The sequence below is a fragment of the Polaribacter sp. genome (assembly GCF_965660385.1).
GTDB lineage: Bacteria > Bacteroidota > Bacteroidia > Flavobacteriales > Flavobacteriaceae > Polaribacter.
This window is the reverse complement of sequence record NZ_CBFHZT010000001.1, coordinates 1-25,845: the sequence shown is the minus strand read 5'-3', so window position 1 is coordinate 25,845 and position 25,845 is coordinate 1. Positions and strand designations below refer to the sequence as shown.

The following is a 25,845-nucleotide window of genomic DNA, read 5'->3' as shown; positions in this document are numbered from 1 at the left end:
TAGGTTATTCCTTTTATTAGTTTTTCTTTGGATAATATGCGTAATCAATTATCGCTTCTTTACCTGCCCATATTTTTTTCTGAGTCCAATCTTCATAAGAATCAGACCAAAATGGTGCATCTTTTGGCAAGCCTAATACTAAATAAGCAGCACTACACAAATACAAACTACCAGTTGTAATATAACGCTCTGCTATTGATTTTTGATGTCCGTAAAAACCAATATTTAACCATCCTTTTTCGTTAAATGTACCTGGTGCTGACAATTGATTTTTAATGACCGTATATAATGCTTCCCTAACTTGAGCAGGTTTAACATTTTTTGGTAATTTTTGAAATAATGCAATTTGTGATAATGCTTGAAAAACTCCAAATCTATATGCTAAAGAACGACCTATAGCTGGGTAAGTTCCTGTTGGTGATATTAAACGTTCTTGAATTGCAGCATAACGTTGTGCTCTCTCGAAAAATATATTTGCATTGGTAATAAATTTATCTTTATGTGGATGATTTTTTAGCACTTCTTTCTTTTCTTTTAGTACATTAAGAATGTCTAAAATCATTGGCTGAATTACAAAACTATTGTAATAATCCCAATGAAAATCTGGTCCATCTCCATACATTCCATCGCCTAAATACCATTCGTCATGCTTCATCAGGCAATATTCAATTCGCATAATATCAGCTTTACCTTCAAATTTTAACAAAGCAGCCTCAATCATTCCACTGAATAATAACCAATTCATGTAAAAAGGAGCTATTGTTCTTGTTTTTTTGAACTCTTTAAGAACACGTTGTTGTGTTACTTTATCTAAATTTGCCCAAAGTTGGTTTGGTGCTCTTATTAAAGCTTCAGCCAAAAATGCTGCATCAACTAACGGTTGACCTAATTCTGTAAAATTTAAGTAATCGTTGGCTTCTGGATTTACAGCATTTGTAATCCCTTTTACCGCTAAATTTATATATTTTTTTCTAAGTTGTCCTTCTTTTGTATTGTCTGGTCCTAACTCTAACCATGGAGCTATTCCTGCAAGAGCTCTACCAACTGCTTCCAAATGAACTACTTCTTCTCTACCTGGATATGGATTTTCAGCTTTTTCAACTGGCATTTTTGACTTTAAATTATCATTTGCCAAATGAGTTAAAATCGGATCACAAATACGAACTAAACTTTCTACAAAAAAGGCACGCTTATCAGTATTAGAAATAGTATTATTATTTTGAGAAATTACTTGATTATTTACAAAAAGAAATAATCCAACAAGAAAAAAAAATTGTTTAAACATTTGATAAAAATTAAAAATAATTAATCCATTGGCTCTACTGTTGGCCAACCTTTAACCCAAGTGATTTCTTTAACAATTAATTTTGGTAATGCTCTGTCACTTGCGTCATAACCATGCATAAAGGTATAGTCTTTACCATCAAAAGTAAAAACACTATTATGCCCCACTCCATACCAGTTTTTATTGCCTTCAATTACTAAACTTCCTCCACCTTCAGTTAATTTCTTACCTTGTTTATCTACATAAGGTCCAGTTACAGATTTAGATCTACCCACAACAAGTTTATAAGTACTTTCTTCTCCTCTACAACAGTAATCCCAAGATAAAAATTGATAATAAAAACCTCCTTTTTTAAAGATAAAAGGCCCTTCTAATGCTGCATCTCCTGCACTTGCATCTGGGAAGTTTGGACTTCTTTTTCTACTAGCAATTGGATACCATTCTTGAGGTTGTGCTAACGTTTTTAGGTCTTTTTCTAATTTTACCATTTTTAATCCTGACCAAAAAGAACCAAATGACAACCAAGGCGTTCCTTCTTCGTCAAAGATTAGGTTGGGGTCAATTGCATTCCATAAATCTCTATTTGGTGCTGATTGAATAACCATTCCTTGGTCTTGCCATTTATAATTTTTGTCTTTTGGATTTAACGTCTCATTTGTGACCAAACCAATCCCTGAAGTATTTTTTCCAAATGCTGATATTGAATAATACAGGTAATATTTTCCCTCATAAAAAGTGATATCTGGAGCCCAAATATGACCATTGAAACCAGGTGCTACTTCTTTAGCCCATTTTGGTTGATCAGCAAAAACAGGATCTGCTTTTGTCCATGTTTTTAAATCTTTAGATGTAAAACTTGTAATTCCTGGTCCTGTACAAAAAAGGTAATAAGTATCACCTTGTTTTGCTACAACAGGATCGTGAGTTATTGGTTTATCTGTTTGTGCACAAGACACAAATGATGTAAAAAAGATACTTAATGCAACACAAAATTTTAATAGTCTCATAATGTTTTATTTTTGAATGCCTTCTGAAGTCATGATGACACGTTTTAACGAACCATCTTCATTATATTTTAATTCATCAATACATACAGAACGCCTAAAGCTACCACCATTTGGTTGAACTCCTCCTGTATGATAAATAAAGTAATCTTTACCTTTGTATTCTAAAATTGCTTGATGATTGGTATTAGTATTTCCTGCCAATTCATTTAAAATTCCTTTAAATTCCCAAGGTCCTTCAATTGACTTACTCATAGCATAAGCTGTTTTTTCTGGAAATTGATAAGCATAAGACAAATAGTACCAATCTCCTTTTTTATGAATCCAAGGTGCTTCTGTAAAATTGGGTAAATCTATGGTTTTGATTTCTCCTTCAAGTTCAATCATATTGTCCTTGAGCTTTGCATAATAGCATGCTGTATTTCCCCAAAATAAATAGGCTTGACCATCATCATCAATAAAAACAGAAGGATCAATATCATCCCAACGAATATCAGTAGCTTTAGTCATATCATTAGTAACAAGTGCTTTGCCTAAAGCGTCTTTGAAAGGACCTGTTGGACTGTCTGAGACAGCTACACCAATAGCTTTACCATAATTTGAATCATCATGTTCTACAGTTACATACCAGTAAAACTTTCCATTTTTCTCAATAACTTGTGATGCCCAAGCATCTCCTTTTGCCCAAGAAAAATCTGATGGTTTTAAAGGCACTGGATAAGATTTCCAATTTACCATATTTGTTGATGAAAAAACCAACCATTCTTCCATCTTATAAAAGTTGAAATCATTTGGAGCCTCATCATGACCTGCATATAAATAAACAGTATCCTTATAAATGATAGCTGCAGGATCTGCTGTAAATACCTCTGTAATTATTGGGTTATTAACCTCTAAAGGTCTTTGTAAATTATCTGCTTTCTTTGGTTCATCATTTTTACATGAAAAAAAAATTAGAGTAATTCCTATAAGTTGAAAAATTTTTTTCATGTATTATTTTTTAGTCAATTTTTTTACCCCAAACTGCAGTACCTTCATTGTTTAAACCTGTAAGTAAAATTGTATTAGCAACTTTATTTTCCCAGTCTCTACCCCTTTCTACATGTAGCTTATCCGTAAATCCATTTGCCCAAGTAATCGTTAACCAAGGTGCATTATATTCCCATTTATTATTTGCATCATCATTTACACTACCATCAGCCGTTAATTTTACATTGGTTGAAGTTTGAAAATCTGCAGAAGTTTGTTCGTTTGCATAACCAGGTGTTACTGAATAACCTAATACGATTTGTTCATAATTACCCACTAAATCTTCTTCAGATATCGCAGTTTGTGGAACAGCAGCATATCGTTCTGGAGACACGATTGGCCATCCATCTTCTGTCCAATGAATTTTACGTACATGTAAAACCATAAAAAACCTGTTAATTCCTGGTCTACCTTGATGAGCCATGTAATATTGTCCATTTCCATCATTAAAAACAGCTGGGTGAGAAACACCTTGCCAACCAGAATGACCATTAAATTGGTAAGGTGTCAAAATCATTGGTCCATTATCAACCTCCGTATTTATATCTAAACCATTGAAATCATAGAATGGACCATCTGGATTATCACTTCTACCAACTCTTACATTGTATTTTGTTTCTAACCAATCATATGATATAAACATATAATATTTGCCTTGTTCAGCATTATAAATAACTTCAGGCCCCTCAATATTACCATTTATAGTATTCCCTGTAAAACCTCTTTGTGCAACTCTTGTACCTTTATAACCATTTATCATTGGAAGTCCTGTAGAAGGATTCAATTCTAATTGATAAATACCATCCCAAGCTGAACCATAATAAAACCAATGTTCTCCTGATGGAGTCACTACAACTGCAGGATCTATTGCATTTGTTTGAACAGTACCTCCTGGTTCTGATGTTACTACTAAATCTTTTTCTACCCATGGACCTTCTGGACTATCTGATGTTGCAAGCCCCATAGCACTTAATCTACCTACTTCTGACGCTAAAGAATAATACAATCTATACTCATCTCCAACCTTCATAATATATGGAGCCCATAATGAATTGAAAGGGTTTGTACCTTTACTACGAATATAATTTGCTCCTTTGGTTGGTAAACCATTAAAGGCCCATCCAACCCATTCCCAATTGATTAAATCTTGAGATTTTCTAATTTGGATTCCTGGACGAACCTCAGATCCAAAAGACACATCAGTATTGTAGCAATAATAAGTGTCTCCATCTTTTAAAATAGAAGGGTCATGTACGTTATATGGCCCCCAATCAATAACATTTGCTACGCCAGCAACATCGAAGTATGTGTCTTCAATATTATCTACAGTATATACTTTTGAAGTTGGCTGTGGATCTGGATCATCAATTGGATCATCAATTGGATTATCGTTTCCTGGATTGTCTGTAATATTATCATCTGGAGAACAACTTACAAGCATAAAGAGTAGTAAAAACACTAATCTTGTAGCTTTAAAAATGTTCACCAATTTTATATTATTCATTTTATATTATTTTTAATTTCCTTCTATTACTACCACAGAAAAAGGTGGTAATGTTAAAGTTAATTTATTATTTTTTAATTTAAAATCTTTAAATTTAATTGGCTTTATAAGGTCTGGATTCTCAAATGTATTATGATTTTGTAATTTATCTGAAGTTAATATTTGACCTTTTAAATTTTTAATATTTAGACCTTCTAAATCTAATTCAATTATATTTTCTTTGGAAGCATCAATATTTACTAGTGAAAAATGTTTAACACCCTCTTTGTTTTCTGATGCTGAAATTGAAATAGCTGGGAGTTTTTCGCCATTAAACTCATAATCTGGAGAATTGAATGAAACTGGTAATAATTTTGCATCTTGATGTACATTATACATTTTCATTACATGATATGTAGGGGTTAGTAATATTTTTTCATCCTTAGTTAAAATTACCGCTTGCAGTACATTGATAGTTTGAGCCAGGTTTGCCATTTTTACTCTTTCTGACCAATTATTAAAGGTATTAAGAGTTGTACCTGCAATCATTGCATCTCTCATGGTATTTTGTTGGTAAAGAAATCCTGGATTTGTACCTTCTTCTACTTGATACCAACCACCCCATTCATCAACAATAAGGTCTACATTATGATTTGGATCGTATTTATCCATTATTTCAGTGTGCTTTCTAATCAACTCATCCATTTTTAATGCAGTTTTCATTGTTGAGAAGTATTGTTCATTATTAAAAGCGGTAGCTGAACCTTTTTTATTCCATTCCACATAAGAATAAGAATGTAATGCTACTCCCTCAATAAGATTTTTTGGTATTTCTCTCATTAAAACTTCAGTCCAATTATAATCTGCAACATTAGCACCAGAAGCTACTCTGTAGAATCCATCACTGTTGGTCCAATCTGTCATAAATGTTGCATATTGTCTATAAATATTTGCATAATACTCTGGTGTCATGTTTCCTCCACAACCCCACATTTCATTTCCTACTCCCCAAAATTTAACATTCCAAGGCTTTTCCCTTCCATTCTCAATTCTATAGTCTGCCATTGGCACACCACTTTCTCTAGTAACATATTGAATGTACTCTGTAAACTCCTTTACTGTACTACTCCCCACATTAGCAGCTAGGTAAGGTTCAGCACCTAAAACTTCACATAAGTTTAAAAAATCGTGCGTACCAAAACTGTTATCTTCTACAACATCTCCCCACCACTTGTTTATCATTGAAGGTCGTTCACTTTTAGGACCAACACCGTCTTTCCAATGATAGGTATCTGCAAAACAACCACCTGGCCATCTTAAATTTGGTACTTTTAATTCTTTTAATGCTTCTATAACTGCATTTCTAATTCCGTTTGTATTTGGAATTTCACTGTCTTCACCAACATAAAATCCACCATATATACATCGCCCTAAATGCTCAGCAAAATGACCATAGATATGTTTACTAATTATTGGTGCTGCATCATCTTTATTTATTTTAACTACTGTAGTGTTTTGAGCACTTACTATTGTCATAAAAAAAATAGCAAAAAAAACTGAAAAAATTGAAGTTTTATTAAACATAGGTTTAAACTAATTTATTAAATAATTATTTGAAACGAAAAACTGAAAAAAATACAAGTGTAAATATTACACTTTCAAATTAATAAAAAAAAATTAAGATTGCCAAAAAAAGATTGCACTTTTTTGTTTTATTAACATATTACAGACTTAATAAACGATAATATGTTAAATTATATATCTTTTAAATTAAAAAAAATGAATGAATGGGCTTTAAAATTACTATTTTAAAGTTCTAAAATTATCTACAATGTAAGTACCTACTTCTTGACCTTGCGTATACCCTTCTTTAATAGCCATATTATAATGTATACCACCATAAAGTCGAGATAAGGCAGCTTCTTCTGATGCTTGGATGAAAGATTTGAATTTACGAGATGGCAACCCATATTCAACTTCAGTTGTATCATTAAAGCTAAAATTATCTCCAAATAAATCTGTTAAAACCATTGCTGCTGAGGCAGAAACAACTGAATGTCCACTAGTATATTCAGGAAATGGGGGCGTTTGTAATAAAGGCTCCCAATGTTCATCAATATGCTTATTTATAATAGTTTCTGGTCTAACAACTAATGTATTCCATTTTGCATCCCAGCAACTAATAAAACCATCAAAAAGGGCTATAGACACTTTGGTAAATGCATTTATAGTTTCATCAAAACTAGTTTTCGATTTTTCTGAAGCGATTGATGTAATCCCTATCCAATGCCCTCCAGGAGTAATTTTTTTATTTGCGAACATTGTATGCCCTTGACTATATGCTACATAAGGATTACAATCCCAGAATTTAGCAATATCCTCATCTTTACTATTATTTTTTCCACCAACTTCATAAACTTCCATTAATTGCTCCATAAAAGGACTCCCTTTAGTTAGATTGAACTCAATTGGTGGTTTGGGTGAAAACTGATTTGCCGACTTTATAACCAAAGTTCTAATCTTATTCCAATGAGGTTCAATACCTTGCATATAGTTTGGTGGAGTTGGTTTCCAAAACTTGTCTTCCTCTTTAATTATGTATTGTGGATAGGTTCTCGTTTGTTTGTAAAGGTCTTTATCTGCCCAAGCTAAGATGTGTTTGGCTACAATATTTCCATAAGCTACAGATGCTTTCATTACATCTTTCGGAATTCCTTTATTTTTCAATTCATTGTAAAAATCCTCTTGATATTTCAGCAATCGTTCTTCTGAAAAAACAAGTGATTTCCCAACTGTTAAAAAGGCATGTAATGATGCTAAATTAAAATCAATAGCTTTGTTCTCTGGATCTGGTATATCTTTAAATTCACTTAATTGACCAACTAAAGAGTTATATTTATTAGGATGTTTTTTTTGAATTATTGCATAGGATGCTACACTTGGATACATGTAGATTCTAGAGGCAACAGGTGGTGAAAATATATCATAAACAATAACATCTGTTAACTGCTTCATTGTAGCATTAAAAGTTTGTGGACTCTGTAATATTTCTTTATATCTTACATCATCTTGACAAGCTGTTAATACATTAAACAGCACTAATAAAACAATACATCTTAATGATGTAGCAGTAATAAATGAAATACTTTTAAAATTCATTATTATCTAATTTTTATAATTAAACCTGTTAAAGTTAATCAAAATTAACTTCACGAGTAATTTTGCCAGAAGAACTATAAAAGTCAATTTTATCAACTAACGTGTTTACGCTAATTTTATTTGAAGTTTGTGAAAGATAACCTCCAGCACTAGTAGAAAATTGATGTTTTCTTTTTGAACCATTTTTGAAAATAATAATAGCATAGGCCTCATCAGAATGAGGTTCTACAAAAGAATTATTACTATTAACTATCTGCAATGATTTTACATTTTCATTATTAACACCTACCAACACTAATGGTTTTAATTTGGTATGAACTTTTACAATGCTTTTGGCATCTCCTAAAACATAAAATCCTGTTTCTTTAAACTTTTTCGAGGTAAATGTACCGTTTTTATTGTTCATTACAACATGACCAATAGAAGCATCATATTTTCCCATTCCTACTTCTGCACCATAATCGTTACCTACTAATAATATGTCTAAAAATCCATCTTGATTCATATCTTCAGTAAGTATCCCATTTATAGGAGCTATTTGAGTTTCATTGGGAAGTGCCGTTATTTTAAACTTGTTATTACCCAAATTCTCAACATACGAAGATTTTAACTCTTCTGCTTGCAAAGTCTCATAAGTTTTAGACCCAAATAAAGACAGAACATCTTCTGTTGTTGATTTTGCAAACGTATTGTAATACAAAAATTTCTTCTTCAATATTGGTAGCTGCTTTACCAATTGATCTAAAGATGCAATTGGATAATAATTACCTTCTTCGTATTTAGAAAATATAGGATCTATAGAGCTATTATTATCAAAATCAGCGAAGTCTAATTTAATAGGATGATTATCTTTAACCTTTAGGTTAGAATTTAAACCAAGATTACCAACAACAAAATCTATATCTCCATCATTATCAAAATCTGCAGAAACTATACTATTCCATAAACCTGAACTATTTTTTAAATCAGATTCTTGTGTGATATTTTCTAATTTAGATCCATTTCCTTTCAAAATGGTTATCGGCATAAACTCACCAACAATCACTAAATCAAGGTTTGTGTCATTGTTAAAATCCGTCCAAGTAGCTGATGTAACCATACCTACATTATTTAATAATGGACAAACAACATCTGTAACATTTTCAAAATTACCATTATCATTTTCTAGTATATAACTTTTAGGAGCAAGTGGATATTTTCCAGGTATAATTCTACCTCCAACAAATAAATCTAAGTCGCCATCGTTATCAAAATCTCCTGCAGAAACTGTTGAAGTACTGGTTAACATTTCAGGCAATTCACCTTGTTTTAATTGTCCATTAAAATTATAATATATTCGATCTTGATATGCTTTGTGACCTGCATATCTTTCTGTGCCACCACTTGTTATGTAAAGATCTAAATAACCATTGCCATCTGCATCAAAAATTAGTGCTCCACCATCTTCGTAAAGTTCTGTATCTGAAATGTTTATTTTTTTGAAATCTCCATTTTTTTCTTGATAAAGTATAGCTGAATTAAAACCGTATGTACCTCCAATAAAAACATCTTCTAAACCATCATTATTCAAATCACCTACAGCCATTGCTGGTCCTTGACTTGAATATTTTTTTAGCAAAAGTGATTGAGTTGCAAAATCATTATAACTCCTGTCTTGATGTTTGTATTGAAATGCAGTGTCTAAAGCAAAATAGTTACCTTTATCTTTATTTCCCTGAGTTATTTTAGGTCTTGTAGCATTTGATTGAGATACTACTATAGTTTGATTCGCAGAAACATCTATTAGTAAATTTGTAGCTCCATTGGGCCATTCTACTTTTAAGGTATCTACCTTTTTAAGGTTGTTTAACCCAAAATGAATTGTATTACCTACAGAGCTTTGAAATCCTCTTATAGGTTGATTGTATCTTATTTTTTTAGTATTTCCATTTGTTAATGTTAAAGTTGCTCCTTTTCCATTTTTATTTGGAGAGTTTCCCTTTAACTTAACTTTTAAATAGTGAGTTTTAATAGAGTCTTTTTCACGAAGCTTATTTTTATATACAAATGCTGTTTCATTAATATTATTAACGATTAAATCTAAATCACCATCATTATCTAAATCAGAATAAATGGCTCCATTAGAGATTGATTTTTCGTTAAAACCCCATTCGTTATTTATTTTTTCAAAGGTTGAGTTTCCTTTATTTCTAAAAGCATAATTTGCAATTTTAATACTTGGTCTGTGGTATAAACAATCGATAACGGACTTTTTTAGCTCATTAACATTACCAAAGGATGTAGAAATTTTTTCTCTATATTTCACAAAATCCATATCTGTGATGTCTTTACCAAAACCATTGGTTATAAAAATATCATTTAGTCCATCGTTATCAAAATCTGCAATTAAAGGAGCCCAACTCCAATCGGTTTTATCAATTCCTGCAAATTGACCAATTTCACTAAAGTTGTTATTACCATTGTTTACCTGAAGCATATTTCTCATTTGCTGATGTCCATACCCAAGTTTGTTGGCAATTTGAAAAACATCGTGCGAATGATGTGTACCTGACATTAACTTTCTTCTTTTAACATCTTCAGGAAGCATATCAACTGTTACTACATCTAATAAGCCATCGTTATTGATGTCTGCAACATCATTACCCATAGAAAAATGACTTGTATGCCCAAAGTAGTTTCTAGCATCTTCTTTAAAAGTACCATTTTGCTGATTGACATATAAAAAATCTCTAGAAAGATAATCATTAGAGACATATATATCTGGCCATTTATCGTTATTCGCATCAAAAACAGTTACACCAAGACCAAAGCCTTCTATTGTAATACCTGCTTCTTTTGATACATTTGTATATACAGGATGTCCTTTCTCTTCGTTAAAATCGTTTCTATATAATCGATCAGTATTTCTGCTTTCACCATTTTTTAAGATTGGTCTTATTGTAATTGCAGACCTTTCAAAACCTCCTCCAGTAAGCAGGTACATGTCTAAATCACCATCTTTATCATAATCAAAAAAAAGTGACTGTATACTTTCACCTTGGTCTGCTAAACCATAGTCTACAGCAGATTCAGTAAAGGTTAAATCACCATTATTAATATAAAGCAAATTGGGAAACATACTTTTGTTTCCCAATCCGCCAATATTTAAATAAATATCATCGTATCCATCTTGATTGATATCTACAATGCTTACTCCTGTACACCATTTATTTTGGGTATTAATTCCAGAAGTACTTGTTATATCTTTAAAAGTTAAATTGCCTTTATTTATATAAATTCTACTTTTTACTTGGTTTCCAGAAAATATAATATCTGGAAGATTATCGTTATTAAAGTCACCTACACCTACTCCACCTCCATTATATAAGTACTCATAAGATACAATATTAATAGAGTCGTTTGTAGTTATTTGGTTTTTAAAATTGATGCCTGAATACTCTGCACTTATTGATTCAAATAAATTATTCTCAATATTTTTATCTACGCAACATATAAACAAGCCTATACTAAATAGGATAATTATATGTTTTTTAATTTTCAAGCACCAATTCATTTTAAAATTAATTCAAATAATCTTAACTTTCAATTATTGATTGGCTGTATTACCAACTAAATTTGGGTTTCTGTCTAACTCTGATTGTGGAAAAGGTTGAAATTGTCTTCCAGTTGTATAAGAATTAAAGTCTATATCATGAGCTTTAAGTTCATTTAATTTTGCTGAATCATCTAACCAACCCCATCTTTTAATGTCATACCATCTTAAACCTTCAATTGCCAATTCTGTAACACGTTCATGAGCTAACTGATCCATAAATTGCGTTAGGTTTAACGCTGCAAACTCAGCTTCTCTATCTGGAAGATTTGCTCTATCTCTAACTCTTTGAACTTGAGCAGCTGCTCCAGCTATATCGTTAGTATTTGCTAAACACTCTGCATACATTAATAATACATCTGCAAAACGAATAATATGATAGTTGATACCACATGTAAATGGATCTCCACCTTCATTTGCTAAAGTATATTTAGCTAAATAATTTTGAGTTTGATCTAAGAAAAATGGTGCTCCATAAGATTGTGTTAATCCCTCTGCAGGAAGATATGATAATATGGTTGCAGGATATCTAGGATCAATTTCATTAGTAATAGTTCTTTCTTGTTTTAATTCATCAACTAAGAATTGAGTTGGCGTAAAATCATAAAAGTCTGCACCTGAATAGGTTGGTGCAACTGCTGAGAATTGTCTCCAGTTTACAGTTGGATCTCCTCCCCAGTTATAATCTACATTTGCGCTTTGTGTAAATTCTGCCCAAAATATTCTACCTGGGTTTGCATTTTCTAAAGCAGGGTCTTGTGAAAATAAATCTCCATAATTAGGTGCTAAGTCATAAACTTGAGAGTTAACAACGGTTTGAAAATAAGGTAAAGCCCCAGCATAATCACCTTGATATAACTTAAGTTTACCCATCAATGAATTTGCAGCTCCAAGAGTAGCACGTGCTGGTTGACCTGCATCTGGACCAGAAACATTTGAATAATTAACAGGAAGTCTACTAATTGCCTCATTTAAATCTGCCTCTATCTGTGCATATACATCTGCTTGAGTTGTAGATTGATTAGATGGAAAAAAAGTATCTGCACCAGCTTGTACCTCTAACACTAATGGAGGATTTTCAAAAATATTTGAAGCATTAAAATATGCCAAAGCTCTTAAAAAGTAAGCTTGCCCAATAAGTCTTTCTCTTAGGTTTGTTTCTATATCATCTATTTGATCAATTGCTGCAAGAGCCTGATTTGCTCTATTAATAACAGTATAACAACCTAAATACGCTATAACGATGTCTGGCTGAGTAGAAGGAATTGTAAAATTCCCTGTACCTGTTAAAAATGGCCATGGACTTCTTGAACTAGCTTCATCTCCTCTAGCATCATTTATAGCAGGCATCATTCTTTGGTAATTTCCGTCTATAATAAGTCCATTATAAATAGCATCAACAGCAGCTACAGCCTCAGATTGACTCTGATAGTATTCTTCTGCAAGAAGCCTATTTGTATCTTGAATATCTAGTTCATTATTACACGAACTAAGTGATGTAATAACAACTACAAGTAATATTAATTTTGTAAAATATGTTTTCATTTTTTCTTAGATTTTAAAATTTTAACTGAAATCCTAACATGGTTGTCATCGGTCTTGGATATGTACCAAAATCAAAACCTGGATTTAATACACCAGCTTGAAAATCTGGATTATACCCTTTGTATTTAGAAAAAACAGCAACATTCTGTAAGGTAACAAAAAATCGAGCACTAGACATTGAAAGTTTATTAATAACGTCATTTGGCAAACTGTATCCTAAAGATATTGTATTTAATCTAAAGTAATCTCCATCTTGCAACCAACCAGGTCTGTCTGAATCTCTCTGATTGTTGTTTGGGTCATTTAAAACAACACGTGGCACAGTTGTATTTGTATTTGTTGGCGTCCAACGATTTAAGATATCCTCATGCCAGTTCGTAAAACCTTGTGTTGGCATTAAACCACGGTATAAATTACTATTTATTAAATTTCCTCCACTTCCTTGACCGAAAATAGTAAAATCAAAGTTTTTATAGTTAGCTGTTATATTAATACCATAATAGTACGTTGGTAAACCTTGCCCTAGAAAAGTTCTATCTTGGTCATTAACAACACCATCTGGCGTACCATCTGGACCAGTAATATCTTTATATTTTATATCTCCAGCAGCGGTTCCAGGCGTTTGAAAAGGTGCATCTGCAACTTCTTGTGCTGATTGAAAAATACCATCATAAACCCAACCATAATGCTCTCCTAAAGAACGGCCAACAATATTTCTAGTACCTGCACCTGTAATAAATTCTTGACCCCCAATTTCAAGGATTTCATTCTTAACTGTATAAAAGTTTGGAGCGATTTCAAATGAGAAATCATCGCCAATACTTTGTCTGTAAACAGCAGATAGTTCTATACCCGAGTTTCTTATTGAACCTGCATTAGACAAAATCTCAGAATTGAATGCTCCAACTGTATTTGAATATGGTACTGGAATATTTACTAATACGTCTTTAGATGTATTTCTATAATATTCTGCAGTAAAATCTAACCCACCATTAAGAAATGAGGCATCGATACCTACACTACTTGTTTGTCTAGTTTCCCATTTGATATCCTCATCAATTAGAGAAGTAACTGCTGCACCAACAACTGTTGATCCTCCAGAAAACTGGTATGGTATACCTCTGTTAATGGTTCTTTGATATAGGTAATTACCAACTTCTTGGTTACCAACTTCACCCCAACCACCTCTTAATTTAAGAGAGTTGATAAAATCAGGTAATTCAAATTCGTTGTGTATTTTCCAAGCTGCAGAAACAGAAGGGAAAACTTCAAATCTAACATCTGGATTAAATTTAGAAGAACCATCATATCTAATGTTTCCTGTAATAAAGTATTTATCATCAAAAGAATAATTTGCTCTACCTAATAAAGAGAACAATGCAGCTTCTTGAATGTTATCAAAAACACTATATTCTGTAGCATTACCTAAATTTAAAACATAAGGCTCTGTTAAACCACCACCTACAGCAGTAACTGATCTAAATTCATCTTTTTGAAAAGTTTGACCTGCTAAAACAGATAAATTATGTTTTCCAAATTCTTTCGTAAAGTTAGCTGTATTCTCAATTAAAAAACGGCTTATGTTTGTGTTTACAACACGAAGTTGAGCTAAAGGATTAGGAAAAAAGTAACCTAAATCATATTGAGGAACAAATAGTTGACTTGTAATATTAGTAGTATTATAAGATCCGCTTGATTTAAAAACTAAGCCATCTACTGGTTCAAAACTCATATATACGTTAGCGTTTAATCTGTTAACTTTAGCTTCATTATCAATCAATGAATTAATTCCAGGAACGTTAAGTGTAATTGAATTATGTATTGTAGCATTTGCACCACCAAAACCACCTAATCTATTTGGATCTTTAACTGGAATAGTTGGCGCAGCTTGTAATAAATCATTTACCAATGTTGGTCTTCCACCAGGCAAGTTTATAGAAGCTGTATCGAATAATGGATTTTCATCAGAATGAACGAAAAATAGATTTTCACCAACCGTAAATTTACCAAATTTAGTCTCTGTATTTACTCTAAAAGAGTAACGTCTATAATTAGGTCCTTGACCAACTAATGTACCTTCATTATCTAAATAATCTAAAGACATAAAATAGTTACTGTTTTCAGTACCTCCAGAAACATTAAAGTTATGGTTTTGGATAAAGCCCATAGTAAACCCTTCATCTTGCCAATCTGTATCAATATTATCAATAAAATCAGGAGAGTTTGGATCATTTCCTGTTGGAATTGGAATTGTGTTTCCACCATTATTGATGAGTTCTCTGTTTATTGTTTGATAACCTACTCTATCTAAAAGAGGAAGTTTTTGAGTAATGCTTTGAACACCATAATAAGATGAAAGACCTATAGAAACTTTTTGACCTTTTCTACCCGATTTTGTGGTGATAATAATTACACCATTACCTGCTCTATTTCCGTAGATAGCTCCAGCAGATGCATCTTTCAGAACTTGAACAGATTCAATGTCATTTGGGTTAATATCTCTAATTCCATCAATAGGAACTCCATCAACCACATATAATGGTTCTGCACTAGCTCCAATTCCAAAAGTGGCTACACCTCTAATTCTAACACTAGGTGCAGCTCCTGGTTGCCCATCAGATGTAATTGAAACACCAGCAACACGTCCTTGCATCATTTGTGTAACATCATTAGATGCTTGTTTCGTCATTTCTTTGGTATCAACGACACTAATAGCACTCGTTAAATCGGCTTTCTTCTGAGAACCATATCCAACCACAACTATTTCATCTAAAGAAGTTTCACCTTCTAATAGAGCTACATTAATCTCAGTTTGACTGCCTACCAAAACTTTTTTATCGGCAAACCCTAAATAACTAAAAACTAATGTTTCATTAGGTGCTGCAGAAATTGAAAATTTACCATCAAAGTTTGTAGAAGTACCTCGAGTTGTACCTTCAATTAGAACACTTACTGCTGGTAAGGCCACACCATCTGAGGCTGCTGTAACTGTTCCTGTAATTGTTTTTTGTTGTCCGTAAACAATGGTGCTTACAGAGAGAGCAAATATAAAAAACAATACTCTAAGAGGTATTGTCTTAGCATAAATGCCTTTTTTTAATTTTGTTGTTGTCATGTTAATTAAGTTTAATTTTAATACAAGTGTGCATTTTACATTTGTAAATTAATAACAAAAATTTAACAATACAAAATATTTTATTGAAAAATTATGTTTTTTGTATTTTTTATTACTGAATTATACTTTTTTAGAAAAATTTTGTAGTCTTTTATAAAAAGTTCTAAATTTGTTCATTATTTTAATTATGACGAAAGGATATCATCTTGAAGATAAAGTACTACTTGCTGTTGATTGTATAATCTTTGGCTTTGATGACGAAGATTTAAAAGTACTTTTAATTAAAAGAGAATTTAAACCCGAAAAAGGAAAGTGGTCTTTAATTGGAGGGTTTCTTAAAAAAAGAGAAACACTAGATTTAGCTGCCAAAAGAATTCTTTATAAGTTAACTGGTATGAATGATATTTATATGGAGCAGCTTTATACTTGGAGTGAAGTTGACAGAGACCCTAAAGAAAGAACAATATCTACATCTTTTTACGCTATTATAAATATTGAACATCACAATACAGAAATCATTAAAAATTATAATGCTAAATGGTTTAGCCTATCAAAAGTACCAGATTTAATTTTTGATCATAATGAAATGCTTGTTAAAGCAACAAAACGTTTAAGAAGAAGAACATCTATAAGCCCTATAGGCTTTGAGCTTTTACCAGAAAAATTTACAATGAGGCAGTTGCAAAAACTGTATGAATCTATCCTAGATAAGAAAATAGACAAAAGAAATTTTATCAATAAAATAAAATCTATGGATATTTTAATCAAGTTAAAAGAAAAAGATATGACCTCTTCTACGAAGGGATCATATCTTTATATGTTTGATCAAGAAAAATACGATAGTAAAAAATCGAATGACTTTTACTTAAAGTTATAAACTTAATTTCCTTTTTTATAATCTTCTAAAAATTTTGCCAATCCACTATCTGTTAATGGGTGTTTTAACAATCCTGTTATAGATGATAATGGTCCTGTCATTACATCACTACCAATTTTTGCACAGTTAATTACGTGCATTGTGTGACGTACTGATGCTGATAATATTTGTGTTTCAAAACCATAATTATCGTACACTTGTCTTATTTCAGAAATTAGGTGTAAACCATCCGTTGAAATATCATCTAATCTTCCTAAAAAAGGAGATACATACGTTGCGCCAGCTTTTGCAGCCAACAAAGCTTGCCCTACTGAAAATACTAAAGTAACATTGGTTTTGATGCCTTTATCAGAAAAGTATTTACACGCTTTTACACCATCAGCAATCATAGGTAATTTTACCACAATTTGTGGGTTTAAAGCGGCTAATTCTTCACCTTGCTCAATCATTCCATCATAATCTGTTGCAATTACTTCTGCAGAAACATCGCCTTCTACAATATCACAGATTTTTTTATAATGATTTAATATATTTTCTGCACCTGTAATGCCTTCTTTTGCCATTAAAGATGGGTTTGTAGTTACACCATCTAAAACACCTAAAGCTTGTGCTTCTGCAATTTCCTTAAGGTTTGCTGTATCAATAAAAAATTTCATAATTCTAGTTTTATACTGTTTTTAAATATTCTAATACTTCTTTGCTTACTTTTTCACCTGTAAAACCAAATTTATCATCTAAAACAGTTGCTGGTGCAGAATAACCAAAATGTTCTAAACCGAACACTTTTCCATTATCGCCAACCAAACCTTCTAAATTTACTGGTAAACCTGCTGTTAAACCAAATAATGGTTTGTTTTTAGGAATTACAGAATTTTGATACTCTTTAGATTGTAATCTAAAAACACCTTCAGAAATTACAGAAGCTATATTTACTTTCAATCCGTTTTCTGATTCTAAAATTTCTGCAGCTTCCACTAAAGTGGCTACTTCAGAACCATTTGCAATTAAAACTACATCTGGATTTTCTACTTCTTTTACCAAATAACCACCTTTCTCTGCAGCTAAAGCTTCTTGATATCTTGATCCATCTTTTGATGGTAATAAATCTTTAATACCTTGTCTTGATAAAATTAAACCTGTTGGAGTTTTTGAATTCTCTAAAGCCATTTTCCAGGCAACACTTGTTTCTGCAGAATCTGCAGGACGTAATGCTAAGAAACTTGGGTTTCCACTATGGTTTTTCAATTTTTCAAGTAATCGAATTTGTGCTTCTTGCTCTACTGGTTGATGTGTTGGCCCATCTTCTCCAACTCTAAACGCATCATGTGTCCACACATATTTTACACCCAATTCTTGAATTCCACTTAAACGAATAGCAGGTTTCATATAATCTGAAAATACAAAGAAAGTTGCTACTACAGGAATAATACCACCATGTAAAGCAAGTCCGTTTGCAATACAAGCCATGGTTAATTCAGCAACACCCGCCTGTAAAAACGAACCTGAGAAATCTCCTTTTTTAAGTGCTTGTGTTTTCTTTAAAAAGCCATCTGTTTTGTCTGAGTTAGATAAATCTGCAGAAGAAACAATCATGTTTTCTACTTTATCAGCTAAATATGCTAATACGCCAGATGAAGCTGCTCTTGATGCCAAACCTTGTTTGTGCGCAATGCCTTCAAAATCTAATTCTGGTAATTTTCCTGATAAAAAGAAATCTAATTTGTCTGAAAGTGCGGCATTTGCTTTTCTCCAAGCAGCAATTTCTTTTTTCTTTTCAGCAGCTTTCGCTGTTTTTTCTTTTAATAAATTTTGATAAAAGGCACTAACGTCCTCAAAAATATCAAAAGGATTTTCAACACTTGCTCCTAAATTTAATAAGGTTTTTTCGTAATCTGCACCTGTGTGTCCTATAGGCTGACCATGCAATTCACATTCGCCCTCAAACATTTTTCCTTCAGCTGTAACACAACCTTTACCCATTATCGTTTTACCAATAATTAGGGTTGGTTTTTCCGTTTCGTTGTTTGCATCTGTTAATGCTTTTCTAATTTCATCATGGTTATGCCCATCAATGGTAACTACATTCCATCCCCAAGATTTATATTTCATTTCGGTATCTTCAGAAGTTACTTCATCTGTTGAAGTTGATAACTGAATGTCATTAGCATCATAGAACATAATAAAATTACTCAATCCTAAATGACCAGCAATTCTACCTGCTCCTTGAGAAATTTCTTCTTGCACACCTCCATCAGAAATAAAACCATATACTTTATGATTCATCCAATCTCCAAAACGTGCTTGTAAAAATTTTGCTGCAATTGCTGCACCAACTCCCATGGTATGTCCTTGTCCTAATGGTCCAGAAGTATTTTCTATACCTCTCTTAACATCTACTTCTGGATGTCCTGGAGTTATAGAACCCCATTGTCTAAAATTAGCAACATCTTCTTTTTTATAGTTTCCTAAAAGGTAATATTGTGCATACATTAAAGTTGATAAATGTCCTGCATCCATAAAAAAGCGATCTCTGAATGTCCAAGTCATATCTGAAGGATCAAAATTAAAAAATTCTGAGTATAAGATGTGCATAAAATCTGCACCTCCCATTGGTCCTCCTGGATGCCCTGAATTTGCTTTTTCTACCATTGCAACTGCTAAAGCTCTGATGTTGTCTGCTGATTGTTGGTCTATTTTTTGGTTCATTTAGTTATGAGTTTATTAGGAATCTAAATTACGAAAATTAAGCATATAAAAAAACAAGTGTATTTTACACACTTGCAAATATATACAAAATAATCTAAATCTATTCGTATCATTAAATTAAATGTATTGATTGATGATGTTTTCAAACAACTCTTGCTTACCACTTTGCAATGATAATTCGCCGTTTTCTTGCGCTATTTTATATAAATCTTGTAAACTTAATTTACCAGCTTCAAAAGCTGCACCTTTACCAGAATCAAAAGAAGCATAACGCTCTGTTCTTAATTTTTCGTAAGGTGAAGATGTAATGATTTTATCAGCAATTAATAAAGCTCTAGCAAATGTATCTGCACCACCAATATGAGCGTGAAAAACATCTTCTAAATCTGTTGAGTTCCTTCTGATTTTAGCATCAAAATTAACACCACCACCTTGTAAACCACCAGCTTTTAAGAATACTAACATTGCTTCTGTAGTTTCTTGAATATTGTTTGGAAATTGGTCTGTATCCCAACCATTCTGGTAATCTCCTCTGTTTGCATCTAAACTACCTAACATACCTGATTTTGCAGCGGTTTCAATTTCGTGTTGAAAAGTATGTTGCGCTAATGTAGCGTGATTTACTTCAATGTTAATTTTAAAATCTTTGTCTAAACCATATTCTTTTAAGAAACCAATAGCAGTAGCACTATCAAAATCATATTGATGTTTAGATGGCTCCATTGGTTTTGGTTCGATAAAGAAGTTTCCTTTAAAACCTTGTGCACGAGCATAATCTCTACACATGGTTAAAAACTGCCCCATATGATCTAATTCACGACCCATGTCTGTATTTAAAAGAGACATGTAACCTTCACGACCACCCCAAAATACGTAGTTTTCTCCATCTAAAGCCATAGTAGCATCTAAAGCTAATTTTATTTGACCACCAGCTCTTGCAACCACATCAAAATCTGGGTTTGTAGATGCCCCATTCATATAACGTGGATTTGAAAAACAGTTTGCAGTACCCCAAAGTAATTTAACCCCAGAAGCTGCTTGTTTTTCTTTTAAATATTCTGTAATTGCTGCTAATCTAGATTCAGATTCTGCAAATGTTGCTCCTTCTCTAATTAAATCGAAATCATGAAAACAGTAGTAATCAAAACCCATTTTTGTAATAAACTCAAAAGCAGCATCTGCTTTTTCTTTTGCAGCTACAATTGCATCTGCTGGTTTATCCCACTCGAAACTTTGAGTTCCAGGACCAAATGGATCTGCTCCTTGCCCACAGAATGTGTGCCAATATGCAATTGAAAATTTAAACCAATCTTTCATTTTTTTACCTGCAACCACTTGTTCTGGGTTATAGTATTTAAATGCTAAAGGATTGTCTGATTCTTTTCCTTCAAACTTAATTTCGCCAATACCTTTATAGTATTCTTTGTTGCCTATTAATGCCATTGTTTTTTGTTTTAAAATTTATATTTTTTACTTGTTATGTAAAATATGATTCAATTCTTTTTTCCAGTTTTCGTATGCCTTTAAATAGGGTTCTTTATCTTTTAAAGGCATAAATGTCATTACATGATCATTATCTTCTACTAATTTGCCATACGATTCAAAATCACCTTCATGTAAACCAGCTGCTCTTGCAGCACCTATAGCTCCTGTTGTATTATATATTTCAATTTCTTGATTGATTAATGTTGCTACTGTATTTGCAAATATTTCTGAACGGAATAAATTATCGTTTCCTGCTCTCATCACATTAATATCAATACCATCTGATTTTAGAATATCCATACCGTACACAAATGAAAAGGCAATACCTTCTAAAGCTGCTCTACAAACGTGTCCTTTTTTATGGTTATTTAAATTTAAGTTGACCAACCTTGTACCTATTTCTCGGTTGTTTAGCATTCTTTCTGCACCATTTCCAAAAGGTAACATGCAAACACCATCTGAACCTACAGGAACATCTAAAGCCAGTTGATTCATTTCGTCATAAGAATCTACAGACAGGTTATTTAACAACCATCTGTATTGAATTCCAGCTCCGTTTATGTTTAATAATTTACCAATTCTTGGAACTGATTTTTGATAATTTACATGGGCAAAATTATTAACCCTTGTACTTTCTTTACCAGATAAACTTTCGGTTACTGCATATACAACACCAGAAGTTCCACCTGTTGCAGCCACATCACCTGGGTTAAATACGTTTAAAGATAGTGCATTGTTTGGTTGATCTCCTGCACGATAAAATATAGGTGTTCCTGCAGCCAAGGTACTTTCTTTGGCTCCTTTTTCATTTACCACAGATTGTAAACCAAAGGTATCTACAATATCTGGTACTAAAGATTTATCAATTCCATAATAATCTAAAAGAAAGTCTGCAACAGTATCATTTTTAAAATCCCAAAAGATACCTTCTGAAAGTCCAGAAATTGTGGTATTTATTTTGTTTGAAAAACGATAAGCAATATAATCTCCAGGCAACATAAACTTATACGCTTTGTTGTAAATATCTGGTTCATTATCTTTTACCCATTTTAATTTTGAAGCTGTAAAATTTGCTGGAGAATTTAACAAGTGACTCGAACTTTTTTCGCTACCAATAATTGCAAAAGCTTCTTTACCAATTTCTACTGCTCTACTATCACACCAAATGATACTTTTTCTTAAGGGTTTGCCCTCTTTATCTACCAAAACCAAACCATGCATTTGATATGAAATACCAATCCCTTTAATTTGTGTTCTAGAAACGTTGTACGTTTTTTTTAGATTTTCTATGGCTTTACAAATGTGTTTCCACCATTCTTCTGGTTTTTGTTCTGCCCATCCGTTTTTTAGAGCAAGCATGCTCATTTCTGTTTTTGGTTCTTGAACAACACCGATACTTTTTCCTGTTGAAATTTCAACTAAGGCAGCTTTTATAGATGAGCTCCCTAAATCAAATCCTATGTAATACATATCTTTATAATGATTCTCTTATGGTTAATTTTGTGGGTACTAAATATTGTATTTGCTTTTCTTGCATTACAAATTCCGCAGCTTTTTCTCCTTGTTTCTTAAAATCGGTTGAAATCACTGTAATGCCTTTGTAGATAAATTTTTTCATAGGTGTTTCGTTGTAAGATAAAAAACCTACATCTACACCTGGCTCATACTCTTTATCTCTACACTGTTCTAAAAATAGCCCTAGCATTCTATCACTAACACTTATATATGCGATATTCTTTTGTACTCTAAATTCTTTTGGGTTGGTAATAATTTTATATTCAAAATTATTTTTTTTGCAAAATTTCTTAAAATACTTGATAGTTTCAATTGGATGACTTGTATAAGAAGGATACAAAAAATGGATTCCCTTATATTTTTTAAACAAATGAACACCCTCTTGCAAAGCCTCTAAAAATGATTGTCCGAAATCTTGAAACACATAATTATTTTCTTTGCTAGCATTGATATTCCAATCTATTAAAAGTAAATTATCATTATTAATTTTAGATAATATTGATGGGATATTTTTATTATCAAAACCCATCACTACGTATTTATAATATTTACCAATACTATTATTTACAATAGTTTTAAAATTATCTATGTTATAATGATGAAATTGAACATCTGTTATAAATGTATCTGGTAAATTATTTGTAAAAGAATGATACAAAACCTCTTTATACGCCTTAAAAGTATCTAGAATTAAAAGCACTTTTTTGGTTTCTCCAGTAACATAATAGCCTTTGTTAGGCACTGCTTCTATAACACCATCTTGCTTAAGGATTGAATATGCTTTAAATACAGTATCTCTAGATATTTTATATTTTTTACATACACTATTTACAGAAGGTAAATGATCACCAATCGTTATCAAATCCTTAGAAATACCATCATTAATTGCATTTACAATTTGCTGGTATTTAGGAACATCACTATTGTGATTTATATTAAATGATAAAACGTCTTTAATCATCCTGTTCTGTTCTGGTATGCAATATTAAATATAATTTTTTTAATACAGCTTGATTTAAAAACAATTATATACAAACTTGTCGTCTATTATAAGATTGAAAGTCGGAAAAAGTTATTCATTTTATATAATAGCTGCAAACTAATTCAATCACAAATCATTTAAAGTGAACAACGTCATGTAAAATTAAAAAATATTGGAAGTTTTACTAAAAATGCCAAAAGAACAGCTTTTGACCTACCAAAATAGAAAATCATAAAAGAGTGATTAGAACCCATAAGCTTAACTTTAACCTAAGAATATATGAGCTTTAATATTATGAATAATTTATTTAAATAGCCTTTAAAGTGCAATTTAGAGAATTGAGAATATAGGATTCATTTTATTTAGACTTACAAATATCTATAAATAACTATTTAATCTCACAACTTTATATCTTGATCCATTGGTTCTTTATTAACGACACAAAAACCTACACAGAAAACCACTTAAAAAAACAAAACCTTGACAATCAAACGATTATCAAGGTAAATGTGGTCCCACATGGACTCGAACCATGGACCACCTGATTATGAGTCAGGTGCTCTAACCAACTGAGCTATAGGACCTATAATTTTGGTTTGCAAATGTACTATTTATTTTAAGTCATTTGCAAATAATTTTAATAATAATTATACAGTTCTATTCATTAACCATAAACCAAAATCTTTTAGTTTTTGTTTATTGGATGCACTTACATCCATTTTCGATAAAGTATTGAACGCTTTTTCTGTATAACTTTCAATTTCTTGAGTTACCAAAAGAGGAATATCATGAATTCTAAAAATTCTAGTTACATCAATTATTTTTAAAGAATTCTCTTTTAATTTTTTTCGATACAAATATTTTAATTTCTTCTTAGCATCAGCATCAGCAACCTCTAATGCTTTTAAATATAAAAAAGTTTTTTTATTTTCTATAATATCACCCCCCACCTGTTTCCCAAAGGTTTCAGGATCTCCAAACGTGTCTAAATAATCATCTTGTAACTGAAAGGCAAGGCCTAAATTCAGTCCAAAATCATAAATTAAGTCCGCATTTTCATCGTTAGCTTCTGCAACAATTGCGCCCATTTTTAAGGCTGCAGCAACCAAAACAGATGTTTTTAACCGAATCATATTCATATAGTCATCAATAGTAACATCTTTTCTTGTTTCAAAATCTACATCTAATTGTTGACCGTCACAAACCTCTAAAGCTGTTTTACTAAACAATTTTGCCAGTTTTTGAAAAACTGCGGGCTTATAATTTTCAAAATATTGATATGCTAAAATCAGCATTGCATCACCAGAAAGAATTGCTGTATTTATGTCCCATTTTTCATGTACAGTTGGTTTTCCTCTTCGCAAAGGTGCATCATCCATAATATCATCGTGCACCAAGGTAAAGTTATGGAAAACCTCTACAGATAAGGCTGCAGGTAATGCCTTTTGGTAATCTTTACCAAAAATATCTGCAGACATTAAGGTTAAAACGGGTCTTATTCTTTTGCCTCCTAACTGTAAAATATAATCTACAGGTTCATATAAGTTTTTGGGTTCTTGAACCCAATTTTTTGATGTTAGGTACTTTAAAAACTCTTGTTGATAATGTAAAATGTCCAAATCCGTTATTTTTTGTAAAAATACAGTAAACAAATTTTACTTTTTTTATGAAATGTTAAAAAATCATTAAAACTTTGGAAACTTTTTTTGTTTCTATAGTTTCCTGTTGTACTTTTGCGTCGAATTATGAGAGATAAAATTGTAGAAAAATCAAATGAACTCTTTTTAAACTTAGGTTTTAAGAGCGTTACTATGGATGAAATTGCTAGTGCCTTAGGAGTTTCTAAAAAAACAATTTACAAGTATTTTAAAAACAAAACTGAATTAGTAGACGCTGTAACCAAACATGCTTTTTGTGTTATTTCTGATGGTATTGATAAAATTTGTGCTTTAAAAGAAAACCCTATTGATGAGCTTTTTAACATCAAACAATTTGTCATGACACATTTAAAAGACGAAAAATCATCTCCTCAATATCAATTGCAAAAATATTATCCAAAAATATACGA

At 31.8% G+C, this 25,845-nt stretch carries 17 protein-coding genes and 1 tRNA gene; 2 read left to right on the top strand and 16 right to left on the bottom strand.

The annotated features are described in order from the left end of the window. Window positions 1-16: 16 nt before the first annotated feature. The 9 genes from ACTG3V_RS00090 to ACTG3V_RS00050 all read right to left on the bottom strand — a co-directional run bounded on the left by ACTG3V_RS00090 (window position 17) and on the right by ACTG3V_RS00050 (window position 16,212). Entirely contained in the window at window positions 17-1,285 is a 1,269-nt protein-coding gene (locus ACTG3V_RS00090; RefSeq protein WP_439130077.1) for a DUF2264 domain-containing protein, read from the bottom strand. A 20-nt stretch (window positions 1,286-1,305) separates the two neighbouring features. Then, window positions 1,306-2,292, bottom strand: coding sequence for an arabinan endo-1,5-alpha-L-arabinosidase (locus ACTG3V_RS00085; protein ID WP_439130076.1), 987 nt, complete (start codon window positions 2,290-2,292; stop codon window positions 1,306-1,308). Between the two features lie 6 nt (window positions 2,293-2,298). Continuing rightward, a complete protein-coding gene (locus tag ACTG3V_RS00080) occupies window positions 2,299-3,279 on the bottom strand; it encodes a glycoside hydrolase family 43 protein (RefSeq protein ID WP_439130075.1) in 981 nt (326 codons plus the stop codon). A gap of 10 nt (window positions 3,280-3,289) precedes the next feature. Further along, a complete protein-coding gene (locus ACTG3V_RS00075) occupies window positions 3,290-4,822 on the bottom strand; it encodes an arabinan endo-1,5-alpha-L-arabinosidase (protein WP_439130074.1) in 1,533 nt (510 codons plus the stop codon). A 12-nt stretch (window positions 4,823-4,834) separates the two neighbouring features. Next, window positions 4,835-6,337 (bottom strand): alpha-N-arabinofuranosidase, encoded by a 1,503-nt coding sequence (locus ACTG3V_RS00070; RefSeq protein ID WP_439130073.1) that lies wholly within the window; start codon window positions 6,335-6,337, stop codon window positions 4,835-4,837. A gap of 267 nt (window positions 6,338-6,604) precedes the next feature. After that, window positions 6,605-7,960 carry a vanadium-dependent haloperoxidase gene (locus tag ACTG3V_RS00065; protein ID WP_439130072.1) on the bottom strand — a complete coding sequence of 452 codons (1,356 nt, stop codon included), beginning with the start codon at window positions 7,958-7,960 and terminating at the stop codon, window positions 6,605-6,607. Window positions 7,961-7,994: 34 nt separating this feature from the next. Further along, window positions 7,995-11,501, bottom strand: a complete 3,507-nt coding sequence (locus tag ACTG3V_RS00060) for a VCBS repeat-containing protein (RefSeq protein WP_439130071.1) — start codon at window positions 11,499-11,501, stop codon at window positions 7,995-7,997. Window positions 11,502-11,546: 45 nt separating this feature from the next. Then, window positions 11,547-13,097: a RagB/SusD family nutrient uptake outer membrane protein gene (locus ACTG3V_RS00055; protein ID WP_439130070.1), complete on the bottom strand. Its 1,551-nt coding sequence runs from the start codon at window positions 13,095-13,097 to the stop codon at window positions 11,547-11,549. Window positions 13,098-13,110: 13 nt separating this feature from the next. Further along, complete coding sequence (locus ACTG3V_RS00050) at window positions 13,111-16,212, bottom strand: SusC/RagA family TonB-linked outer membrane protein (protein WP_439130069.1); 3,102 nt, start codon at window positions 16,210-16,212, stop codon at window positions 13,111-13,113. Between the two features lie 187 nt (window positions 16,213-16,399). On the opposite strand from ACTG3V_RS00050, the gene ACTG3V_RS00045 reads away from it, so the two are divergent. Then, window positions 16,400-17,089, top strand: coding sequence for an NUDIX hydrolase (locus tag ACTG3V_RS00045; protein ID WP_439130227.1), 690 nt, complete (start codon window positions 16,400-16,402; stop codon window positions 17,087-17,089). A gap of 2 nt (window positions 17,090-17,091) precedes the next feature. On the opposite strand, the gene fsa is transcribed toward ACTG3V_RS00045, so the two are convergent. The 7 genes from fsa to ACTG3V_RS00010 all read right to left on the bottom strand — a co-directional run bounded on the left by fsa (window position 17,092) and on the right by ACTG3V_RS00010 (window position 25,396). Further along, window positions 17,092-17,745, bottom strand: a complete 654-nt coding sequence (fsa, locus tag ACTG3V_RS00040; RefSeq protein ID WP_439130068.1) for a fructose-6-phosphate aldolase — start codon at window positions 17,743-17,745, stop codon at window positions 17,092-17,094. Between the two features lie 10 nt (window positions 17,746-17,755). Further along, window positions 17,756-19,795, bottom strand: a complete 2,040-nt coding sequence (locus tag ACTG3V_RS00035; protein WP_439130067.1) for a transketolase family protein — start codon at window positions 19,793-19,795, stop codon at window positions 17,756-17,758. Window positions 19,796-19,912: 117 nt separating this feature from the next. Beyond that, on the bottom strand, window positions 19,913-21,238 hold the full coding sequence (xylA, locus tag ACTG3V_RS00030; RefSeq protein ID WP_439130066.1) for a xylose isomerase: 1,326 nt from the start codon (window positions 21,236-21,238) through the stop codon (window positions 19,913-19,915). A gap of 27 nt (window positions 21,239-21,265) precedes the next feature. Next, entirely contained in the window at window positions 21,266-22,750 is a 1,485-nt protein-coding gene (locus ACTG3V_RS00025) for a xylulokinase (RefSeq protein WP_439130065.1), read from the bottom strand. A 4-nt stretch (window positions 22,751-22,754) separates the two neighbouring features. Next, window positions 22,755-23,756, bottom strand: a complete 1,002-nt coding sequence (locus ACTG3V_RS00020) for a GntR family transcriptional regulator (protein WP_439130064.1) — start codon at window positions 23,754-23,756, stop codon at window positions 22,755-22,757. Window positions 23,757-24,287: 531 nt separating this feature from the next. Beyond that, a tRNA-Ile gene (locus tag ACTG3V_RS00015) sits at window positions 24,288-24,361 on the bottom strand. A gap of 63 nt (window positions 24,362-24,424) precedes the next feature. After that, window positions 24,425-25,396, bottom strand: coding sequence for a polyprenyl synthetase family protein (locus ACTG3V_RS00010; protein WP_439130063.1), 972 nt, complete (start codon window positions 25,394-25,396; stop codon window positions 24,425-24,427). Window positions 25,397-25,522: 126 nt separating this feature from the next. Between ACTG3V_RS00010 and ACTG3V_RS00005 the strand changes: the two genes are divergently transcribed. Further along, the coding region (locus tag ACTG3V_RS00005; protein ID WP_439130062.1) for a TetR/AcrR family transcriptional regulator at window positions 25,523-25,845 on the top strand (323 nt) is incomplete at its 3' end.